This is a genomic window from Streptomyces sp. NPDC002536 (assembly GCF_053594995.1).
This window is the reverse complement of sequence record NZ_JBSFWU010000050.1, coordinates 24613-45939: the sequence shown is the minus strand read 5'-3', so window position 1 is coordinate 45939 and position 21327 is coordinate 24613. Positions and strand designations below refer to the sequence as shown.

Genomic DNA, 21327 nt, shown 5'->3' with positions numbered 1-21327 from the left:
CCCGCGCGCTGCGGCTCACATGCGGTCGAGCAGGTCCTGCAGACCGGGCAGTACGCGGGACGTCCAGCCGCCGCCCATGATGGAACGGGCGCGCTGCTGCAGGGGGTTGTCCGGGTCGAAGCCCTCGTGCGCGAGGAACAGGCGGGTGCCGGTGCCCTCCGGGTGGAGGGTCCAGGTGATCGTCCAGTCCACGTCGGCGCCGGGCGCCGGGTCGGCGTCCTGCCAGCGGATGCTCAGCATCTTCTCCGGCTCGAACGCCAGCACTTCGGCCTGGACCGTGCCGGAGAAGCCGGTCGCGGGAATCGGTACGGCCTGCATGGTGTAGCGGTGGCCGACCACGAGCCGGAAGTCGCCGGGCATCAGCCACTGGGCGATCAGCTCCGGCTCGGTCAGTGCGCGCCAGACCTTCGCGGGCGGGTGGGACAGGAACCGGTCCGTGCGGACGGCGGTGAGGTCGTCGTCGGTCATGGTGCGTCGTCTTTCTTGTCGGTCTTGTCGGTCTTCTCGTCGGTGTCTTCCATCCGGTCCAGCACGTCCTGCAGCCCGGCGAGCCTCTCGCGCCAGAACCGCTCGAACGGGCCGAGCCACTCCTGCACCTCGTGCAGGGGAACCGGCTCCAGCCGGTACAGCCGCTGACGGCCCGCCCTCCGCTCGCTGACCAGCCCCGCCTCCCGCAGCACCCGCAGATGCTCCGAGAAGCTCGGGCGGGCCATGGCGAAGCGGCCGGCCAGCGAGGAGACCGGCTGAGGCCCCTCCTCGCGCAGCATCCGCAACACCTCGCGCCGCACCGGGCTGGCCAGTGCCGCGAAGACGCGGTCGTGGCGGGTCTCTGCAGTCGTCGGCATGCCCCCACTATAGGTAGGAGATTTCCTACGTGTCATGTCGATCTCCGTGCGGCCGCCCCGGCCCCGCGCCCCACGAACGGGTGGATTGCCGCGGTTCGCCGGGCATCCCACCGGGGGGCTGCGGCATCGTGCAACCGCTCCCACCCGAGCTGTGCAGTACTGCCAACTGCAAGAGAAGGGGACCGAGTTGACTGCAGAGACCGACCGGAGGACGGAGGCGGCGGAGGAGGAATTACGATTCCGCTCGCCCACCCTCGCCGTCTTCGAGAAGAACCCCCTCACCGCCCGCTCGATGAGCAGGCGCCTGCCCCGCCTCGTCCGCAAGGCGCTCGGCCTGGCCTGGCGGGTGGACCGGCGTGCCGTGGTCGCGCTGCTGTGCTGCCAGGGCCTCTCCGGGGCGTTCGAGGCCTTCGGGCTGCTGGCCACCACCGGCACCATCACCGCGCTGATCGCCTCCGGCCACGTCCAGGACCGGCTGCGGGAGGCGCTGCCCTCCCTGGTGGTGCTCGCCGGGGCGGCCGGGGTGCGCGCCCTGCTGGGCATCGCCGTCTCCCACCTGTCCAGCAGACTGGCCCCGCGGATCTCCCGCGAGGCCGAGCTGCAGATGCTCGACGCCGCGCTCGGCGCCGAGCTCGTGGCCTACGACCACCCCGGCTTCAACGACAAGCGCGAGGCCGCCGACCGGGGCGCGGACGTCGCCCAGGACCTGCTCACCGAGTCCCAGGACCTGATGGCCTGCACCGCCTCGCTGATCGCCGCGGCGGGCGTGGTCACCCTGCTGCATCCGGTGCTGCTGCCGCTGCTCGTCCTGGCCGCGGTCCCGCAGGGCATCGCCGCCGTGCGCGGCGCCCGCGTGCACTACCGGACCTCGAAGGCCCTGAGCGCCGACCGCCGCGTCCTCAGCCACCTGCGCTGGTACGCCACCGAGAAGGACTTCGCCGACCAGCTCCGCTCCGGCACCATGTCCGGCTTCCTGCTGGGCCGTTACCGGGCCATCGGCGACCGCATCGACCGCGCCACCGACGCGGCCGTCCGGCAGAGCTCCCGCTACGCGCTGGCCGGGGCGCTCGCCGGAGGGGTGGCCTCCGGGCTGGTCTGGACGGCGCTGGCCGGGCTGCTGGCGACGGGGCACATGTCGGTCGCCTCCGCGGGCACGGCGGTCTTCGCGCTGCGCTCGGTCGGCTCGTCGCTGCGCGGCATGGTCGGGTACGGCGCGCGCCTGTTCCGCACCGGGCTGTACCTGGACGACTGGGCGGACTTCATCGCCGAGGCCGGCGGCCACCAGGTGCAGCGCGGCGGCGCGGACCCGGGGCCCGAGGCGCCGCAGACGGTCCGGGCCGAGGCGCTCACCTACTGCTACCCGGGTTCGGACCGCCCGGCCCTGGAGAAGGTCGGCCTGGAGGTGCGCCGCGGCGAAGTCCTCGCCCTGGTGGGGGAGAACGGCTCCGGCAAGACCACCCTCAGCAGGCTGCTGGCCGGGCTCTACCTGCCCACCGACGGCAGCGTCACCTGGGACGGCCGAGACACCGCCACCCTCGATCCGCAGGCGCTGTGGCACCGCTCGGCCGTCGTTCCCCAGCACTTCGCCCACTGGCCCCTGACCGCCCGCGAGAACATCACCCTCGGGCAGCCGCACGGCTCCGGGGGCGACGAGGCCGTCCTGCGCGCCGCGGAGCACGCGGGCGCCGGCGAGGTCGTCGACGGGCTGCGCAGCGGACTCGACACCCTGCTGGCCCGGGAGTGGTTCGGGGGAGTGCAGCTGTCCGGCGGGCAGTGGCAGCGCATCGCCATCGCGCGGGCCTTCTACCGGCCGGCGGGGCTGCTCGTGATGGACGAGCCGACCAGCGCCCTCGACGCGCGCGCGGAGCACCGCATCTTCGCGGGCCTGCGGGAGGCCGCCCGGGACCGCGCCGTCGTCCTGGTCACGCACCGGCTGGCGAACGTCGCCGTCGCGGACCGCATCGTCGTCCTCGACCACGGCCGGGTCGTCCAGTACGGCACGTACGCCGAACTCGTCACGGCCCCCGGGCTGTTCAGGGAGCTGTGGGAACTCCAGAACGACCGGGGGGTGCCGACGCAGCGCGGCGCGGGGGCGGACGGCGAACCGGTTGGCACGTGAATGTCATTTTCGTGTACGGCGGAGCGGTGGCGGGCCGGGCTGGGCGGCAGGTTGACGCACTGTCCAGCTGGAGTTGACGAGCCGGACCCGGACGGCGCCGGTCCGTTCCCGCCGTGGGACGCCCACGGCACCGCCGCCACCTGCGAGCTTGGCGCGCCGCCGGGCCCCGGCGCCGCCGGGAAACCGCACGGAGTGGCCGGAACCGGTGGACATCCGTTGAACGCCGGGCAGGCTGCGCACACGATGTAGCCGGACCTGGCGACCGGGTGGCCGGCCGAGTGCGCCCGCCGGGCCGGTGGGAGGCGAGGGCCCGTGGCACTGCGTATCCACTTCAGCAGCGAGGACTTCCCGCAGACGCGGCTCGCCCAGGCGCCCGACCCGCTGTGGGAGGTCCTGCTCAGCCTGCACATGCTGCAGACCAACGACGGGCCGCTGGTGTTCGACCAGTGGCGCCGCCGCACCCGGGCCCGGCTGGACGGGAGCATGCGGCAACTCCTGGCCCTGGCACCGCCGCGCGGCTACTCGCCCGACTTCCTCACCCCCGCGGCCGCCACCGGAGGCCTGGAGGCCGGTATCGGGGCCGTGCTGTCCACCCCCCGGGCCCGGCTGCGCGATGACCTGATCCAACTCGCCGTCTCCCAGCGGAGGATGCCGCCCGGCGCCCGGCTGCTGGCCGAGGGCGACCCGCGGGCCCTGCGCGAGCTGGGAGAGGCCGTCCGCGCGTACCACCGGGTGGCCCTCGCCCCCTACTGGTCGCGGCTGCGCAGCGACATCGGTGCGGACCTGGCCGCCCGTACCCGGGCGGCCACGGGGTCCGACGCCTTCTTCGACCACCTCCTGCGCACCCTGCACCCCGGCCTGCACTGGGAGCGGCCCGTGCTGACCATGCTCGGGTCGCACGTGGACGGCGACCTGCATCTGGGCGGCCGCGGGCTGCTGTTGCTGCCCTCGTACTTCTGCTGGCGCAAACCCACGATGCTGCGGAACCAGGACCTGCCGCCGGTCGTGGTCTACCCGGTCGAGCACGCCACCGGGCGGCTGCTGCAGGACCCCGCGGGCCAGGGCGGCCTCGCCGCGCTCGTCGGACGGACCCGGGCGGCCCTGCTGGAGACCATCGCCGAGGGCAGCACCACCACCGAACTCGCCCGCTCCGCCGACATCGCCGCCGCGACCGCGAGCCATCACCTCACGGTGCTGCGTGAGGCCGGCCTCGTCGTCACCCGGCGTGTGGGCGGTGCCGCGCACCACACCCTCACGCCGCTCGGCGCGGAGCTGCTGGGCAGCGGTTGCGCCCCGTAAGGGGCGCGGGGAACTGCGCGACCAGCCCTCCACGGCCCGCAGCCGACGCACCACCCCTGTGGTCCGGGGCGAAGCCCCGGGAGCTTCGACTGCGGGTGCGTCGTGGCTGGTCGCGCAGTTCCCCGCGCCCCTTCGGGGCGCCCCCGCTGACCTCGCGGATTAGATACCGGTCTAATGCCGTGGCCGTACGGCCACGACTCCGGCACCCTGGGTCGGAGAAGACGGGGGATGCGGGGGAAACGGGGGATCCACCGTGACGAGTCGCGGGCCGTGGCACGCAGGAGGACCAGTCCGGCCGATCATGGCCACTGCCCTGGTACTGGCCTTCCTGGTGGTGTCCGTCACCACAGGTGTGGCGCGGTCCGCGCACTCGGCAGCGGCCGTGATGCCGGCGGGGATGACCGCCGGGGTCGCCGTCTTCGACCGCCGGACGGGGGCGTTCACCGAACGGGTCGGCGCGGACCGCCCCTTCCGGTCGGCATCGGTGGTGAAGCTGCTGATCGCACTGGACGTGCTGTGGGACCGGGGCCCGTCGTACGACCTGCCGCCCGACGACCGGGCCCGGCTGGAGGTGATGCTCACCGCGAGTGACGACGATGCGGCGAGCCACTACTGGGCGCAGCGCGGCGAGTCGGCCCTCGTGACGCGCATGGTCTCCCGGCTCGGTCTGCAGAACACCGCGGGGCCGCCCTCGGAGTTCCCCGGCTACTGGGGATATTCGGCCATTACTGCGGCCGACACCGTACGCATCTACCGGTACCTGCTGGACTCCGCACCAGGCCCGGTGCGCGAGTTCGTGATGGGAAACCTGCGACGGTCCGTGCCGTACGGGACGGACGGGTTCTTCCAGCACTTCGGCATCCCGGCGGCGTTCGAACGCCCGTGGGCGGTGAAACAGGGCTGGTCCGGCTTCACTTCGCCGGCCCCCACCACGGGCCCCACCCCGGACGACCGCAGGCGGGCGGCGGTGACGGGCATCGACCTGGTCCGCCCGGCGCTGCACACCACCGGCACCGTGGGCGACGGCGACCGCAGCATCGTGGTCGCCCTGACGCTGCAGCCCGTCGGCACCACCGCCGACGCCGCGTACGCGGCCGTCGACGACCTCGTCCGCTCCCTCCCGGTGCCCGGCGCGACGCCGAGGCGGCCACCGGCGTAGGGCCTGCCCGATGGATCCCCGCGCCCCTGACGGGGCGTCCCGCACCGCCGTGGCGGAGCCGCGAGCGCTCGTCCGGGCAGGTGATATATCGAGGCCATCGACGGCGGTCGCCCGCCGACGGGTGCCCCGCCGCGCGACGATGCCCGGGCCGGGTCGTGCACTGCCGTCCCCGGTTCCGACCGTCGTCGTCGCGTGGAGGTGCCGTGTATACCGCCGAGCTCGCTGTCAAGACCCTCGAACCCACCGCCCAGGAGGACCAGTTGGCGGAGGACTACGCCAGCATCCTCGACACCGTCGCCCACATCGACCGGAGCCTGCGGGACGGTGAGTGGCACAGCGTCCGGGACGGCCTCGACCAGCTCATCAGCGCCGCCGAGGACATGTGGTCCTCGCTCTCCGCCTCCGATCCCGGAGCCGAGGACCCGGACGAGGACTTCGACGACGGCCGGCCGGACCCGGCCCTGGACACCGACACCGCGAAGGTGCGCCAGCTCGTCGCTGTCTACACCGAGCCCCACGCCCTCGGCCGCACTCTCTACCCGGTGAGCGACATCAACGACCCGCAGCTGCGTGCCGCGGTGGAGCGCGAGGACGCCGGGCAGGAGCCCGTACGGGAACAACAGGGCGTATCCGCCGAACTCGTTCACTGAAACCCTGCACCGTGTGCCGCCATCGCGGACCCCGGCACGACCACGCCAGCGGATCGGGTAATATTCCTATCGCGCCGCTAGCTCAGTTGGTCAGAGCAGCTGACTCTTAATCAGCAGGTCCGGGGTTCGAGTCCCTGGTGGCGCACTGGACAGTGAGGGCCCCGCCGACCGGCGGGGCCCTCGTCCGTGTGTCAGCGGCCGGCGGGCGGTGCCGGTTCGACGGCGGAGCGGAGCAGGCCGCGGGAGACGGCGGTCGCCCCGGCCTGGAACCGGCTCGTGGCGTCCAGTTCGTCCATGATGTCGGCGATATGACGCCGGGTCGTGCGCAGGGACATGCCGAGGCGGCGTGCGATCGCCTCGTCCTTCAGGCCGGCCGCGAGCAGTTGCAGGATCGTCTCGTCGACCTCCCGGGCCACCTGCTCCAGACCCTGGCCGGCGGCGTCGGCGAACGGGGTCGCACGGTCCCAGGTCTGCTCGAAGATCTCGCACAGGTAGGCCACGGTGGACGGTTCGCGGATCACCACGGCACCCCAGGAGCCGTCCGCGACGGGGATGAAGGCGAGCTCCCGGTCGAAGGCGATGAGCCGGCCGAACAGTTCGTGCGCGGTGCGGTACCGGGCGCCCAGGGCGGAGGCGGCGGCGACGTAGGCCTGGCTGGGGCCGTTGAAGCGGGCCGTGTGGTGGTAGAGCGTACGGATCCGGATGCCGCGCTCCAGCATGGCCCGGTCGCGGCCGAGGGCCTCCTCCATGGCCGCGGGCACCCGGGAGCCGCCGCCCGGCTGGCTGGTGAGCATCTCCTCGCGGCAGCGCGACGAGGCCAGGTTGAGCGCGTCGCGCACCTCCTCCAGGCTCTCGACGACCTCCACCGCCGCGGTGCGCGAGCGGCGTTGGTGGTAGTACGGCACGAAGCGGTCGAGCTCCTCGCGGAGCGTGGCAAGCTCCTGCTGCTGCTCGCGGATCCGGGCCTCCAGCGGCGCGGACAGCCGCTCCGCCGCCTGCTCGGGCGCCACCGCGAAGCCCGCCCCCGGGTCGTCCGGGCTCTGCCGCACCAGACCCGCCGCGAGCAGCCGCTTCATGCCGAGCCCGGCCTCCTCCGGGGGGAGCCCGGTGCCCGCGGCGACCGCCCCGGGATCCGTCAGGCGGTGCTCCAACACCCAGGCATAGACAGTCAGGTCGGCATCCTGCAGGCCGTTCACGGCCCAACTCCAGCCACTCTGACCTATTTCTTCCACATCCGTCCCCGGGTCGCTTTGCTGCCAGACAGTTTGGTGAGGCATTCGCCCCATAGCGTCAGGATAGGCACCCGCACAGACTGTTCGTACCACCGCACAGCAGAGGCCCCCGCGATCCGGGGCCCGTACCGAGCACCCGAGGACCGTCATGAACCCCCCCAAGCTGCCCAAGAAGTCCGCCCTGGCCGTCCTGGCCGTCGCGCTGCTGGCCGTCGCCGCGCCCACTGCGTCCGCGAGTCCGGCCCCGGCCGCCGCCGATCAGCCGCACAAGATCGTGATCACGGGCCAGACCGGTCCCCGGGGCGGCGGCCACCACACGGCCGACAGCTCCTGGGGCGGCTGACCGGCCCGGTCCCCGCGCACCTCCTTCTCCGCCACCCCCCTGCCATCGGAGCCCGACATGCCGGACACCGCCGTCTCCCCGCCCGTGTTCTCCCGCCGTGAGCAGGAAGTGCTCGTGCTGCTCGCCCGCGGCGAGACCTACGGGACCATCGCACGGCAGATGGGGCTCAGCCCCCATACCGTCGACACCTATCTCCGCCGCCTCCGCAGCAAGACGGGCGCCGCCAACCGCACCCAACTCGCCTTCCACGCCTTCCGCCTGGGCTACGGGGCCTAGGGTGCGTCCGGCGGATCCTCGCCCCGTCAGGGGCGCGGGGCTGTTGACATATGTGCGACTCCGCCGCGTGGGCGCGACCAGCCACGACGCTCCGGCAGTCGATGTCCCCGGGGCCTCGCCCCGGACCCCTGGGTAGTGCGTCGGCTGCAGGCCGGCTGTGGCTGGTCGCGCAGTTCCCCGCGCCCCTGACGGGGTGCTGTGGTGCCGCACGACGAAGATCTGCCGGACACGCCCTGACCCCCGCCCCCGCCGGGCTCCCGCGGCGGCGCGCGTCCACCCCTGTCGCGCCGGTCCGTCGCCGACGGCCGTTCCCCTGCACCCAGCCGTGCACGGGAACGGCCGTCGCCGTGTTTCCCCGGCCGTTCCCGTGTCACGTGAATCCGGTACCGGACATGCGGTAACCGCCCTGCGTGTAACGGAATTCCGTGGCTGTACCGGCCGTGCGGTGCCCGGCATGCTCGTTACTGCCACCGGGAATTCCGGCGGGCCGAGAATTCCGGACGAGGAGTGCTTTCCCGTGTGCCTGGGGGCAGCAGTGCAGCAGGAGTGTCCGCCGCAAGGGCAACCGGACGGATTCCAGAGGGAACTGGCCCGTTTCCTCCGGGGGCACCTCGGGTGCGGTCCGGGCCTGCTCTGGCCGGAGTACGAGGACGGCGACCCCGCGGACTGGGACCGCCCCTGGGCGGACCGGCTGGCCACCGGGCTCACCCGCCTCCTGGGCCGCCCCGTGCACCATGTGCCCGGCGACTCCGCCCGGTACGTCACGGCCGGCCCCGAAGCGCAGCACGACCTGCTCGTCCTCCAGGCCACGGGGGGAAGCGGCTGGCACCTGCTCCCGCCCGACGGGCCCGACGTCCCGCCGCGGGCCCTGCGGCTGCGCGGCGGCGAGGCGCTCTACATTCCGGCCGGCTGCCCGGCAGCCGTCCGGCAGCGGGCCGGCGCACGTCACCTGCGCTTCGTCATCGGCGCCCCGGGCTGATCCACGGTCCCGCCCGGATCCACCCATCGGAAAGCGTTGCACGACCCCAGGGAATTCATCGTGTCCATTGACGACCGCCCCGATTCCGCACTCGGCCCCCACGATTCCGGGAATTCCTTTCCGGCGTCCCGGGAACAGCGCAGGATGTATTTTCTGCACCGGCTGGAGGACGGCGGAACCGCGTACCACATGCCCGTCTTCCACGCCTTCGACGGCCCGGTCGACGGCGCCGTCCTCGCCGAGTGCGCCCAGCGGCTGCTGGACCGGCACGAGGCCCTGCGCACCCGGTTCGCGCTGCAGGACGGCGAACTGTTCCAGGTCGTCGACGACGATGCCCGGCTCGTGTGGCACACCGCCGACGCCGCCGGGGCGGAGGACGTCGAACGCTGGATGGAGGCCGAGCACCGCCGGCCCTTCGACCTGCACACCGGACCGCTCTTCCGCGCCGGACTGCTCACGGCTCCGGACTCCGCGTACCTCGTGCTGAACATGCACCACATCGTCGCGGACGGCTGGTCGGTCGGCGTCATGATGCGCGAACTCCTGAGCGACTACGCGGCACTGACAGGTGACGGTGCACCGGACACCTCGAAGGCCTCGGACGAGGAGCCCGGTTTCCAGTACGCCGACTACGCCGCCTGGCAGGAGGAGTGGCTGGACAGCCCGGCCGCACAGCGCCGGCTCGCCTACTGGGCCGCACAACTCGCCGGAGAACTGCCGCAGTCCGCCCTGCCGCGCGACCACCGCTCGCCGGCCCCCGGCCTCCGCGACACCGCCGCCCTGCACGAGTTCCCCGTCCCGGCGCCCGCCCTCGACGCCCTGCGCGCCCTGTGCCGGGAGACCGGCAGCACGCTCTACACGGGCATGCTCGCCGTGTTCCAGGTGCTCATGAGCCGGTACACGGGACAGGACGACGTCCTCGTCGGAACCCCGGTCGCCAACCGCAACCGCAAGGAGTTCCAGGACACCGTCGGCCTGTTCGTCAACACCGTGGTCATCCGCTCCGGTCTCGCCGACGGCCCCTCCTTCCGGGAGCACCTGGAGCGCGTCCGCGACACGGTCCTCGACGCCCAGGACCACCAGGACCTGCCGTTCGAACGGATCGTGGAGCACCTCAACCCCGAACGCACCGGCGACGGCGCCCCCCTGTTCCACGTGATGTTCGGCCACCACGACGAGAGCGGCATGACACAGGGCCTGCCCGGCCCCCGCGCCCGGTACGTCGAAGGCCCCGCAGGCAGCGCCAAGTTCGACCTGACCTTCGACGTCGTGGAGGGCGACGACGGCGTCCGGTGCCGGCTGGAGTACCACGCCGGTCTCTACGAGGCCGCCACCGTCGAGCGGTTCGCCCGCCACTACCGGCGGCTGCTGGTGGAGGCCACGGCCCGCCCGGCGCTGTCCGTCCACGACCTGCCCATGCTCGCCGACGACGAACAGCGAGCCATCGGCACACCGCTGCCCTCCGCGGCCGCGGACCCCGGCCTCTGCGCCCACGAACTCTTCGCCCGGCACGCGGCCCGCACGCCCGACGCCGTCGCCCTCGTCCACGAAGGCACCCGCCTCACCTACCGCGAACTCGACCGGCAGGCCAACCGAATCGCCCACCGGCTGCGCGCCCTGGGTGTCGGCCCCGACACGCTCGTGGGCCTGTGCATCCGCCGCTCACCGGAACTGGTGACCGGACTGCTCGGCATCCTCAAGGCCGGCGGCGCCTACCTGCCGCTCGACCCCGACAACCCGCCCGAGCGGCTGCGCTACATCATCGGCGACGCACAACTGACCCACCTCGTCGGCACGTCCGACACCGCACCCCTGTGGGACGGCCTGCCGCTGCACGCGATCGACCTGACGGCCGACGCCGCGTCCCTCGCCGCCGAGCCGGACACCGCGCCGGACACCGGGGTGACCCCGGACCACCTCGCCTACGCCATCTACACCTCCGGATCCACCGGCCGCCCCAAGGGCACCCTCATCCCGCACCGGAACATCACCCGGCTCTTCTCCGCCACCGACCACTGGTTCGGCTTCGGCCCCGACGACGTCTGGACGCTCTTCCACTCGGTCGCCTTCGACTTCTCCGTCTGGGAGCTGTGGGGCGCGCTCGCCCACGGCGGCCGCCTCGTGGTGGTGCCCTATGGGACCAGCCGTTCCCCCGAGGACTTCCACCGGCTGCTGCGCACCGAACAGGTCACGGTGCTCAACCAGACGCCGTCCGCCTTCTACCAGCTGGCCCGCGCCGACGCCCTGCACACCCCGGACGGGGACGGCGAACTCGCCCTGCGGTACGTCGTCTTCGGCGGCGAGGCGCTGGACGTGGCCGCGCTCGCCCCGTGGTTCGACCGGTACCCGGACACCGCGCCGCAGCTGGTGAACATGTACGGCATCACGGAGACCACCGTGCACGTCACCTACCGGCCGCTGACCGCGCGCGACGCCCGGGAGGGCCGCGGCAGCGTCATCGGTGTGCCCATCCCCGACCTGCGGTTGCACCTGCTCGACCGGCACGGCCGGCCCGTACCGCCCGGCGTGGCGGGGGAGTTGTTCGTCGGCGGGGCCGGACTGGCCCGCGGCTACCTCGGACGTCCGGGCCTGACCGCCGAGCGGTTCCCCGCCGACGCGTCCGCGGACCGGCCCGGTGACCGCCTCTACCGCACGGGGGACCTGGCCCGCGTGCTCGCCGACGGCGAGCTCGAATACCTGGGGCGCATCGACGACCAGGTCAAGATCCGGGGCTTCCGCATCGAGCTGGGCGAGGTCGAGGCCGCCCTCGCGGCCCACCCGCTGGCCGACGCCGCGGTCGTGCTCGTCCGGCCCGACGCCACCGGAGCGGACATGCTCGTCGGCTATGTCGCCGTCGCGTCCGGCACCCCGGAGGGCGAGCCCGGCGTGGAGGCCCTGCGCGAGCACCTCGCCCGGCGCATCCCCTCCTACATGATCCCCGCCGCGTTCGTGCTGCTTCCCGGGTTCCCCCTGACCCCCAACGGCAAGGTGGACCGCCGCCGGCTGCCGGACCCGGCCCTCGCCGCGGCCGGCGCGGACACGGCGTACGAGCCGCCGCAGGGCCCCGTCGAGACCGTCCTCGCCGAGGTCTGGCAGCAGGTGCTCGGCCGGGAGCGGGTGGGCGCGAACGACAACTACTTCGCCCTCGGCGGCGATTCGATCCGCAGTATCCGGCTGCTGGCACAGGCCCGGGAACGGGGACTGGAGTTCAGCGTCGCCGACGTGATGCGCCATCAGACCGTCCGCAGACTGGCCGCCGTGGCCACCGCGTCCGGCACCGGCACCGCCCTGGCGCCCTTCGCCCTGCTGTCCGACGAGGACCGTGCCGCCCTGCCCGACGGGCTGGACGACGCCTACCCGATGACCCGGCTCCAGGCCGGCATGCTCTTCCACAGCGACCTGCCCGCCGACGGGACCCTCTACCACAACGTCGCGAGCCACCACGTGCGGGCGGCCTACGACGAGCAGGCCTGGCGCGACACCGTGGCCCTGCTGGCCCGCCGCCACGAGATGCTGCGCACCTCCTTCGAGCTGAACGGGTTCGGCGAACCCCTGCAGCTCGTGCACCGGGACGCCGCGCCCGTCATCACCTTCGAGGACCTGACCGCGCTGGACGAGGACGGGCAGCGGGCGGCCGTCGCAGCACACTACGAGGCCGAGCGGCGCCGCCCGTTCGACTGGCGGCAGGCACCCCTGCTCCGCTTCCACGTGCAACGCCGGCCGGGCGGCACCTTCCAGCTCTTCATGGCCGAGCACCACGCGGTCATGGACGGCTGGAGCGAGCGGTCACTGTTCACGGAGCTGAGCACCTGCTATCTCGACCTCATCGCCGGACGGGACGCGGCCGCCGAAGGCCCCCGCTCGCGCTTCGCCTCCTTCGTCGCCCTCGAACGCGCCGCCCTCGACAGCGGGGAACAGCAGCGGTTCTGGGCGGAGCAGACGGCGGACATGGCCGTCACCCGGCTGCCCCGTCTGCGGCAGGCGGGCGGCCCCGCCCGGATGAGCTGGCACCTCGCGCCCCTGCCGGACGGTCTGCACCCACAACTGGCCGCTCTGGCGCGGGAGTCGGGCGTCCCGCTGCGCACCGTCCTGCTCGCCGCGCACCTGCGGGTGATGGCACTGCTGGGCGGCACCGACGACGTCACCACCGGCGCGGTCTTCAACGGGCGCACCGAGGAGACCGACGGCGACCGGACCGTCGGCATCTTCCTCAACACCCTGCCCTTCCGGCTGACCCTGCCCGGCGGCAACGGGCGCACGTTCGTCCAGGCGGTCGCGGAGCAGGACCTGCGCATCCAGGAGCACCGCCGCTACCCGCTGGCGGAGATCGTGCGGACCGCGGGCGGCACGGCCCTCTTCGAGACCTTCTTCAACTTCACCCACTTCCACGTCGAGCAACAGGCCCCGGCAGCAGGCGACTTCGCCGTCCTTGCGGAGGACGGCGAGGCCGGGACCGACTTCGCCTTCGGCGCGGAGTTCTCCGTCACCCCCGACGGCGAGCGGCTGGAGCTCGGACTGCGCTACGACGCCGCACAGTTCACCGAGGAGCAGATAGCGGCCGCCCACGGCTACTACGCCACGGCACTGGGCCTGCTGGCCGACGCGCCGGACGCGGACTTCCTCGCAGCCGACCTGCTCTCCGAGGCGGAGCGCCGCACCCTCGCGCAGTGGAACGCCACGGACGCCGTGTACGACGCCCCGCACCTGCTGCACCGGCTGATCGAGCAGCAGGCCGGGGCGACGCCGGACGCACCCGCCGTGCGCTTCGAGGGCCGGAGCGCGACGTACCGGGAGCTCGACGCACAGGCCGGCCGGCTCGCCGCCGCCCTGCGCGAACACGGCGCAGGGCCGGGGACGTTCGTCGGTGTCCTGCTGGAACGCTCGCACGCCCTGCCCGTCACCCTGCTGGGCATCCTCAAGTCCGGCGCGGCCTACGTGCCGCTGGACCCCGGCCACCCCGAGCCGCGCGTGACCGCCCTGCTGGCCGAGGCCGGCATCGGGCTCGTCGTCACCGACGAGCGCTGGACGGAGCCCCTGCAGCGCGCGGGCGTCCGGGCCGTCCGGCCGGATGCCACCGCGTCGCACGAGACGCCCGGCAGTGCGGCGGGACCGGACGACCCCGCGTACATGATCTTCACGTCGGGCTCCACGGGGAAGCCCAAGGGCGTCGTGGTCTCCCACCGCGCCATCTGCAACCGGCTGTTGTGGATGCAGGACGCCTACGCCCTGCAGCCCCTGGAGCGCGTGCTGCAGAAGACGCCCTACACCTTCGACGTCTCGGTGTGGGAGTTCTTCTGGCCCCTGATGACCGGCGCCACCCTCGTCCTGGCCCGGCCCGGCGGCCAGCGCGACCCCGAGTATCTGGCGCGCACGATCCGCGAGGAGCACATCAGCACCGTGCACTTCGTGCCCTCGATGCTGAGCGTCTTCCTGGAGGAGCCCGCAGTGGCCCGCTGCACCGGCCTGACCCGGGTGGTGTGCAGCGGCGAGGCCCTGCCGTACGAGGTGCAGAGCCGCTTCTTCGAGCGGCTGCCGGACGCCGGGCTGCACAACCTGTACGGGCCGACGGAGGCCGCGGTCGACGTCACGTACTGGAGCTGCCACGAGGACGGCACCGGCGTGGTGCCCATCGGCCGGCCCATCGCCAACATGCGCACCCACGTCCTCGACCGGCGCCTGCACGAAGTGCCCCTGGGCGTGACCGGGGAGCTCTACCTCGAAGGCGTCGGCCTGGCCCACGGCTACCACGGGCAACCGGAGCTGACCGCCGAGCGCTTCGTCACGCACACCGGCCGCGACGGGGCGACCCGCCGCCTCTACCACACCGGCGACCTGGCCCGGCACCGGCCCGGCGGCGAGCTGGAGTACGCGGGACGCACCGACCACCAGCTGAAGATCCGCGGCTTCCGGGTCGAACCCGGCGAGATCGAAGCCGTGTTGACGGAACATCAGGAAGTGCGCGAATGCGCCGTCCTGCTGCGCGGCGAGCGGCTGACCGCCTACGTCGTCGCCGTCACCGGGCACGCGGCGGACCCCGCCGGTCTCGCCGGGTTCGCCCGGCAGCACCTGCCCGAGTACATGGTCCCCACGGCCTGGGTGGCACTCGGCGCCCTGCCGCTGACCGCCAACGGCAAGCTCGACCGGGCCGCCCTGCCCGAGCCCGACGCCGCGGCGGTCACCGGCGGCCGGATCCCGGCACCGCCGCGGGACGAGACCGAGTCGCGCCTGATCGGCATCTGGGAACGGCTGCTGGACGGCGGCCCGGTCGGCATCCACGACGACTTCTTCGCCGTCGGCGGCCACTCCATCGCGGCCCTCCGGCTGATCGGCCGCATCAACGAGGAGTTCGGCGAGCGGCTGAGCGTCTCCGCCGTCCTGGAGCACCCGACCGTCGCCCGGCAGGCCGCCCTTCTCGGGGACACCGCACGCCGGACCCCCGACGACGGCGTGGTGCTCCTGCGCCCCGGCGGCGACCGGCCCCCGCTGTTCCTGCTGCACCCCGTCGGCGGCCACGTCTTCTGCTACCGGGCCCTGGCCACCGCCCTGGGCACCGGCCGGCCCGTCCACGGCCTGACCGCCCCCGGACTGGCCGAGGACGCCCGCGAGTTGCAGCCCCGCACCGTCGAGGACCTCGCCGCGGCCCACGTCCTGGCCCTGCGCCGGGTGCAGCCCGCCGGGCCGTACCACCTCGCCGGCTGGTCCTTCGGCGGACTGCTCGCCTACGAGGCGGCCGCCCAACTGCGCGCCGGGGGCGAGGAGGTGGCCACCGTCGCCCTGCTCGACAGCTCCTACCCGGACCCGCAGAACGTCCCCGGCGACGAGGCCGGAATGCTGGAGTGGTTCTACGAGGACCTGGCACGGGCGGCCGGCTCCGACTTCGACGACGCCTCCCGCAGCGCCCTGCGCGCGGCACTGGACGCCGCGTCCGACGCCGGCGACCGGCTGAAGGCCCTGGCCGCACAGGCCGCCGAGGAGCAGGTCGCCCCCGGGCTCGACGCCGCCCGGCTGGCCCGCCACTACGCGGTCTTCCGCACCGGCATCCTCGCCGCCGCGCAGTACCGGCCGCCGGTCCTGGCCGGCCCGGTGCTCCTCCACCAGAGCACCGACGGCGCCGCCCTGGACTCCGCACGCCGCTGGGCCGCACGCGTCGACGGCGGCCTCACCGTCCACGACAGCGACGCCGACCACTACACGCTGATGCGCTTCCCGCACATCACGGCCGTCGCCGACACCCTGTGACCCCCGGCAGACCTGCCCCCGAACCGAGAACGGAACACCACGTGACGAGCGAAGAAGACGACCGGCCGGCCGCACTGAGCGGCCGGATCGCCGGCGGCCCGAGCGCACTGCTGCACGACGAGGTGCTCGAGCCCCAGTTCCGCTTCGAGTCCCGCCACCTGATCGGCCACTACGTCGCCATCGAGAAGGTGCTGGCCGCCGAGTACGAGCGGATGGACATCCTGACGCCCGGCGAGGCGCACGCCATCGCCGCCCGGCTCGACGGCGTCGGCACCGCCACCCTCACCGCCCGGCCCGGCGCCAACATGTCCGACATCGCCTTCGCCCTGGAGCGCCACGTCGAGGAGGGCCTGGAACGGCCCGTCGCCCGCTGGCACGTCGACCGCAGCCGCAACGACCTCCAGTCCTGCGCCCAGCTGATGTTCGGCCGGGACCGGCTCGCGGGCTTCGCCCGCAGTCTGCTCGAACTGGGCGCGGCCGCACGCGACTTGGCGGAGGCCACCCGCGAACTGCCCATGCCCGGCTACACCCACTTCCAGGCCGCCCAGGTCATCACCCCCGGCTTCTACCTCGCCGCGGTCGGCGAGCAGGTGCTGCACACCGCGCGGCGGCTGCTGGCCACCTACGACGGTATCGACGCCTGCCCGCTGGGCGCCGGCGCCATGGCGGGCCAGGAACTGCCCTGGGACCGCGACCGGATGGCCCGCCTGCTGGGCTTCGCCCGGCCCCAGCCCAGCGCCCTGACCTCCGTCGCCTCCCGGCGCTGGAGCGCGGAGAGCACCGCGGAGCTCGGCCTCCTCGGCGCCGCCCTCAGCCGCTTCGCCACCGACCTGCTGACCTGGGGGAGCAGCGAGTACGGGTTCATCGAGCTGCCCGACGAGCTGTCCGGCATCTCCTCCGCCATGCCGCAGAAGAAGAACTACCCGGTCCTCGAACGCATCCGGGGCCGCACCGCGCACCTGGGCGCCTTCCACCTCGACGCCCTGCTCGGACAGCGCAACACCCCCTTCTGCAACCTGGTCGAGGTCTCCAAGGAGGCCAACACGCACCTGCTGGACGCCTTCGAGTCGGCCCACGGCACGGTCCGGCTGTTCACCGAGGTGCTGCGCCGCCTGTCCTTCCGGCCGGAGCGCATGCGCGAGGCCTGCGAGCGCGAGTTCCTCGGCGGGTTCAGCCTCGCCAACGCGCTGACCCTGACGGCCGGTGTGCCCTGGCGCACCGCCCAGGTCGTCGCCGGGCGGTACGTCGTCCTGGCCGCCGGGGCGGGCCTCGCCCCCGCCCCGGGCGACCCGGCCCTGCTGGAGGCGGCCGCCGCGGAGAAGGGCGTGACCGTCACCGGAGCGGCCGCCCTGCTCGCCGAGGCCTTCGACGTCCGGCGCGGACTGGAGCGCATGTCCTCGGCCGGCTCGGCCCACCCCGAGGCCGTGCGGCGGCTGTTGGAGGAGCTGGACGCGGAGCACGTCCGGCTGAGCACGGAGTGGGACCGGCGCGCAGCGGCGGTACGGGCCGGGGCGGACGAGACGGATCAGGTGCTGGGACTTGCCGAAGCCGCGCCCCGTCAGGGGCGCGGGGAACTGCGCGACCAGCCACGGACGACCCGCAGCCGTAGTGAGGCGTGGGAGCGGGGTGAGAACAATGTCGGGACCGACGACGGCGCACGCCGCGAGCACTGAAGGCCTCGCGTCCACGGCCCAACGGACCGGCGAGGGGCGGGCGTTCGGCACCTTCGGCGAGCTGCTCCAGGGCGCCCTGCCCGGACCCGGCGGCGACTTCCTCGTCACCTTCCCCCTCGCCCGCTGGTCGACCGCCGTCTTCCGCCACCGGCCCGGCGCCCGCGGCGTGACCGTGCACCCGGCCCACAAGGGCAAGTCCCGTGCCGTGGCCGAGCAGGTGCTCGCCGCACTCGGGATGCCCGGCGGCGGCGATCTGGAGATCTCCGCCGACCTGCCCGAGGGCAAGGGCCTGGCCAGCTCCTCCGCCGACCTCGTCGCCACCGTGCGCGCGGTCGCCGCGGCCTGGGGCGTGCGCTTCCGGCCCGCCGAGATCGAGGCGTTCCTGCGTGGCATCGAGCCCGCGGACGGGGTGATGTACGACGAGATCGTCGCCTTCCACCACCGCGAGGTCCGGCTGGCCCGCCGGCTCGGCACGCTGCCGCCGCTCGCCGTCGTCGCCCACGACGAGGGCGGCCAGGTCGACACCGTCACGCACAACCGCCGGCCCCGGACCTTCGACGCGGCGTCCCGGCACGAGTACGCCGCCCTGCTCGACCGCCTGACCACGGCCGTCGCCGACGGCGACCTGCGCACCGTCGGCGCCGTCGCCACCCGCAGCGCCGAGCTCAACACCCGGCTGCGCCCCCGCGGCGGATTCGCGGAACTGCACGCGCTCTGCCGCGAGGTCGACGGCCTCGGCCTGGTCCTCGCCCACAGCGGCACCATGCTCGGCATCCTCCTGGAGGCCGCCGACCCGGCCCTGGAGAGCAAGACGCAGCACGTCCGCGCCGCCTGCACGGCCCTCGGCGGCGAGGTCTCCGTGCACCGCTCCCTGGGCACGGGCGACATCTGGAGCCCTGCAACGGCCGCCCCCGAGCCCGTACTTGCCCGCCCCCACCGTCCGGAGTACTGACCATGCTGTTCGACACCATGACCGAGGCCATCGGTCACACCCCCCTGGTGCGCCTGCGCATCGGCGCGGACCGGGGCGTGGAGGTCTACGCCAAGCTGGAGCTGCAGAACCCCTTCGCCATGAAGGACCGGGTGGCCCGCCACATCGTCCAGGAGGCCCGCCGGCTGGGCGTCCTGCAGCCCGGGGCGCCCGTCATCGAGAGCTCCTCGGGCACCATGGCCCTCGGCGTCGCCCTCGTCGGCCGTTCGCTCGGGCACCCGGTGCACATCGTCACCGACCCCCGCATCGACCCCGTCACCCTCGCCAAACTCCGTGCCCTGGGCTGCGAGGTGCACATCGTGCAGGCCATGACCAGCCACGGCTGGCAGAGCGCCCGCCTGGAGCGGCTTGCGGAGCTGATGCGCGACCTGCCCGGCGCCTTCTGGCCCCAGCAGTACGCCAACCCCGACAACCCCGGCGCCTACCGCACCCTCGCCGCCGAACTCCTCGCCGACCTCGGCCCGTTCGACACCCTCGTCGGCGCCGTGGGCAGCGGCGGATCCCTGTGCGGCTCGGCCCGCGCCCTCAAGGAGTCCCTGCCCGGACTGCGCGTCGTCGGCGTCGACTGCGTCGGCAGCGCCCTGTTCGGCCAGCCCGATGTGCCGCAGCGGCTGCAGAGCGGGCTCGGCAACAGCCTCCTGCCCAAGAACCTCGACCGCCCGCTCGTCGACGAGGTCCACTGGCTCAACGACCACGAGGCCTTCGCCGCCGCCTGGGACCTGGCCCGCGAACAGCAGATCTTCGCCGGCAACACCTCGGGCTCGGTCTACCGCGTGCTCGGCGGCCTCGCCGCCGAAGCCGCCCCCGGCACCCGCATCGTCGGCATCTTCCCCGACCGCGGCGACCGTTACGCCGACACCGTCTACAGCGAGGAGCACTGGGCCGGACACCGCCTGGAGCAACTGCCGGTGAACCCCGCGCCCGAGGCAGTCGCTCCCGGCGAGACCGCCCTGGCCTGGTCCCGCATGCCGCTGCAGCGGCCGCAGGAGCTCAGGCGGCACCTGGTGTTCGTGGAGTCCAACACCACCGGCACCGGCATGCTCGCCCTCGGCCTCGCCCGTGAACTGGACACCGTGCCCGTCCTGCTCACCAACGACCCCGCCCGCTACGCCGGACTGCAGGAGACCGGCTGCGAGGTCATCGTCTGCGACACCAACTCCCAGCCGGAGCTGCGCCGTACGGTCCAGGAGCGGTTCCGCCGCGAGGAGCTCGCCGGTGTCACCACCACCAGCGACTTCTACGTACCCGCCGTGGCCTCCCTGGCCCGCTGGCTGGGCCTGCCCGGCAACCCCGAGGAGGCCGTGACCCGTTGCCGCGACAAGGCCGACCTGCGGCGGACCCTGCACCGTGCCGGCGTGCGCCAGCCCCGGTTCGAGGTCGTCACGGAGGCGGCCGGCGTGGCGGCGGCGGTGGCCCGCATCGGACTGCCCTGCGTGGTCAAGCCCGTCGACGACTCCGGCTCCACCAACGTCCTGCTGTGCGCCGACGAGCCCACCGCGACCGCCCAGGCCGAACGGATCCTCGCGATCACCGAGAACGTGCGCGGCATGCCCACCGCCCGGGCCGTGCTCGTCGAGGAGTACCTGGACGCGCCCGAGTACAGCGTGGAGATGTTCACCTGGGACGGCGGCACCGAGTGCGTGGGCATCACCGCCAAGTCCGTCACCGGGGCACCGCACTTCGTCGAGCACCGCCACCTCTTCCCCGCCGACCTCCCGGCGCCCGTCGCCCAGGAGATCACCGAGACCGTCCGCAGCGCCCTGGACGCCGCCGGCATACGCCTCGGCGCCACGCACACCGAGGTGCGGCTCACCGCGGAGGGCGCCGCCGTCATCGAGATCAATCCGCGCCTCGCCGGCGGGATGATCCCCGAACTCGTCCGCCTCGCAAGCGGCGTACGCCTGCTCGAACAGCAGCTCCGGGTCGCGCTGGGACTCCCGCCCCGCCTCAAGCCCGACCGCCACGGCCACGCCGGCATCCAGTTCCTGCTCGCCCCACAGGACGGGGTCCTGGCCGCCGTCGAGGGCACCGAGGAGGCCGCGGCCGTCGAGGGCGTCGAGACCGTCACCGTCACCGCCGCACCCGGCAGGCCCGTACACCGCCCGCGCAGCGCCGCCGACCGGCTGGGCCACGTCATCGCCCGGCACGACAGCGGACAGGACGTGACCCGGGCGCTCGACACGGCCGGCGAACGGCTGCGCATCGTCACCGACTGACTCTGCTTGCCCGTCATTTGCCCCACTCAGGAATCCGAGGAACCACAGCCATGAGCAACCCCTTCGAGAACGACGCCGCCCCCTACCTCGTGCTCAGGAACCACGAGAACCAGCACTCCCTCTGGCCCGCCGCCACCGCCGTCCCGGACGGCTGGACCCGCGTGCACGGCGAGGACACCCGCCAGGGATGCCTGGACCACGTCGAGGCCCACTGGACGGACATGCGCCCCGCGAGCCTGGTGGCCGCCCTCGGGGACCCGCGTCCCTGACCTCGGAACCCGCGAAGACCGAGGAGAACTGCGGAGA

Annotated in this window: 15 protein-coding genes and 1 tRNA gene; 13 read left to right on the top strand and 3 right to left on the bottom strand. The window is 73.6% G+C overall.

Translation table 11 applies throughout. From position 1 onward, the window contains the following. Positions 1-15 precede the first annotated feature (15 nt). A complete protein-coding gene (locus ACWD4B_RS19500; RefSeq protein WP_451421899.1) occupies positions 16-468 on the bottom strand; it encodes an SRPBCC family protein in 453 nt (150 codons plus the stop codon). Next, complete coding sequence (locus ACWD4B_RS19495; protein ID WP_451421898.1) at positions 465-845, bottom strand: ArsR/SmtB family transcription factor; 381 nt, start codon at positions 843-845, stop codon at positions 465-467. The genes ACWD4B_RS19500 and ACWD4B_RS19495 overlap by 4 nt, the downstream gene beginning before the upstream one ends. Positions 846-879: 34 nt before the next feature. Here ACWD4B_RS19495 and ACWD4B_RS19490 point away from each other — a divergent pair, with 34 nt between their 5' ends. From ACWD4B_RS19490 to ACWD4B_RS19470, 5 genes are all read left to right on the top strand, one after another. Then, positions 880-2964: an ABC transporter ATP-binding protein gene (locus ACWD4B_RS19490; protein WP_451421897.1), complete on the top strand. Its 2085-nt coding sequence runs from the start codon at positions 880-882 to the stop codon at positions 2962-2964. Positions 2965-3276: 312 nt separating this feature from the next. Next, positions 3277-4263 (top strand): ArsR/SmtB family transcription factor, encoded by a 987-nt coding sequence (locus tag ACWD4B_RS19485; protein ID WP_451421896.1) that lies wholly within the window; start codon positions 3277-3279, stop codon positions 4261-4263. A gap of 301 nt (positions 4264-4564) precedes the next feature. After that, positions 4565-5422 carry a hypothetical protein gene (locus ACWD4B_RS19480; protein ID WP_451421895.1) on the top strand — a complete coding sequence of 286 codons (858 nt, stop codon included), beginning with the start codon at positions 4565-4567 and terminating at the stop codon, positions 5420-5422. Between the two features lie 203 nt (positions 5423-5625). After that, the gene (locus ACWD4B_RS19475) at positions 5626-6072 is read left to right on the top strand and encodes a hypothetical protein (protein WP_451421894.1); all 447 of its coding nucleotides are present in this window, start codon (positions 5626-5628) and stop codon (positions 6070-6072) included. A 71-nt stretch (positions 6073-6143) separates the two neighbouring features. Next, positions 6144-6217 (top strand) — tRNA-Lys (locus ACWD4B_RS19470). 46 nt (positions 6218-6263) lie between these two features. On the opposite strand, the gene ACWD4B_RS19465 is transcribed toward ACWD4B_RS19470, so the two are convergent. Beyond that, positions 6264-7268, bottom strand: coding sequence for a helix-turn-helix transcriptional regulator (locus tag ACWD4B_RS19465; protein WP_451421893.1), 1005 nt, complete (start codon positions 7266-7268; stop codon positions 6264-6266). A 184-nt stretch (positions 7269-7452) separates the two neighbouring features. Between ACWD4B_RS19465 and ACWD4B_RS19460 the strand changes: the two genes are divergently transcribed. The 8 genes from ACWD4B_RS19460 (at position 7453) to ACWD4B_RS19425 (ending at position 21290) form a co-directional block, all read left to right on the top strand. Beyond that, entirely contained in the window at positions 7453-7647 is a 195-nt protein-coding gene (locus ACWD4B_RS19460) for a hypothetical protein (protein ID WP_451421892.1), read from the top strand. Between the two features lie 57 nt (positions 7648-7704). Beyond that, complete coding sequence (locus ACWD4B_RS19455) at positions 7705-7923, top strand: response regulator transcription factor (RefSeq protein ID WP_451421891.1); 219 nt, start codon at positions 7705-7707, stop codon at positions 7921-7923. A 454-nt stretch (positions 7924-8377) separates the two neighbouring features. Then, complete coding sequence (locus ACWD4B_RS19450; RefSeq protein WP_451421890.1) at positions 8378-8902, top strand: hypothetical protein; 525 nt, start codon at positions 8378-8380, stop codon at positions 8900-8902. A gap of 60 nt (positions 8903-8962) precedes the next feature. After that, positions 8963-16141, top strand: coding sequence for an amino acid adenylation domain-containing protein (locus tag ACWD4B_RS19445; RefSeq protein WP_451421889.1), 7179 nt, complete (start codon positions 8963-8965; stop codon positions 16139-16141). A gap of 41 nt (positions 16142-16182) precedes the next feature. Then, positions 16183-17814, top strand: a complete 1632-nt coding sequence (locus ACWD4B_RS19440) for a lyase family protein (protein ID WP_451421888.1) — start codon at positions 16183-16185, stop codon at positions 17812-17814. Beyond that, positions 17777-18766, top strand: a complete 990-nt coding sequence (locus tag ACWD4B_RS19435) for a GHMP family kinase ATP-binding protein (RefSeq protein ID WP_451421887.1) — start codon at positions 17777-17779, stop codon at positions 18764-18766. The genes ACWD4B_RS19440 and ACWD4B_RS19435 overlap by 38 nt, the downstream gene beginning before the upstream one ends. A 2-nt stretch (positions 18767-18768) precedes the next feature. Next, positions 18769-21021, top strand: coding sequence for a pyridoxal-phosphate dependent enzyme (locus ACWD4B_RS19430; RefSeq protein WP_451421886.1), 2253 nt, complete (start codon positions 18769-18771; stop codon positions 21019-21021). A gap of 50 nt (positions 21022-21071) precedes the next feature. Further along, on the top strand, positions 21072-21290 hold the full coding sequence (locus ACWD4B_RS19425; protein WP_451421885.1) for an MbtH family protein: 219 nt from the start codon (positions 21072-21074) through the stop codon (positions 21288-21290). Positions 21291-21327 lie beyond the last annotated feature (37 nt).

What these genes read in the sequence shown, in the direction of transcription:
- ACWD4B_RS19495 (WP_451421898.1), bottom strand. Translation starts at nt 845, where the DNA reads ATGCCGACGACTGCAGAGACCCGCCACGACCGCGTCTTCGCGGCACTG.
- ACWD4B_RS19490 (WP_451421897.1), top strand. Translation starts at nt 880, where the DNA reads ATGTCGATCTCCGTGCGGCCGCCCCGGCCCCGCGCCCCACGAACGGGT.
- ACWD4B_RS19480 (WP_451421895.1), top strand. Translation starts at nt 4,565, where the DNA reads ATGGCCACTGCCCTGGTACTGGCCTTCCTGGTGGTGTCCGTCACCACA.
- ACWD4B_RS19430 (WP_451421886.1), top strand. Translation starts at nt 18,769, where the DNA reads ATGCTGTTCGACACCATGACCGAGGCCATCGGTCACACCCCCCTGGTG.
- ACWD4B_RS19500 (WP_451421899.1), bottom strand. Translation starts at nt 468, where the DNA reads ATGACCGACGACGACCTCACCGCCGTCCGCACGGACCGGTTCCTGTCC.
- ACWD4B_RS19460 (WP_451421892.1), top strand. Translation starts at nt 7,453, where the DNA reads ATGAACCCCCCCAAGCTGCCCAAGAAGTCCGCCCTGGCCGTCCTGGCC.
- ACWD4B_RS19455 (WP_451421891.1), top strand. Translation starts at nt 7,705, where the DNA reads ATGCCGGACACCGCCGTCTCCCCGCCCGTGTTCTCCCGCCGTGAGCAG.
- ACWD4B_RS19435 (WP_451421887.1), top strand. Translation starts at nt 17,777, where the DNA reads ATGTCGGGACCGACGACGGCGCACGCCGCGAGCACTGAAGGCCTCGCG.
- ACWD4B_RS19450 (WP_451421890.1), top strand. Translation starts at nt 8,378, where the DNA reads ATGCTCGTTACTGCCACCGGGAATTCCGGCGGGCCGAGAATTCCGGAC.
- ACWD4B_RS19425 (WP_451421885.1), top strand. Translation starts at nt 21,072, where the DNA reads ATGAGCAACCCCTTCGAGAACGACGCCGCCCCCTACCTCGTGCTCAGG.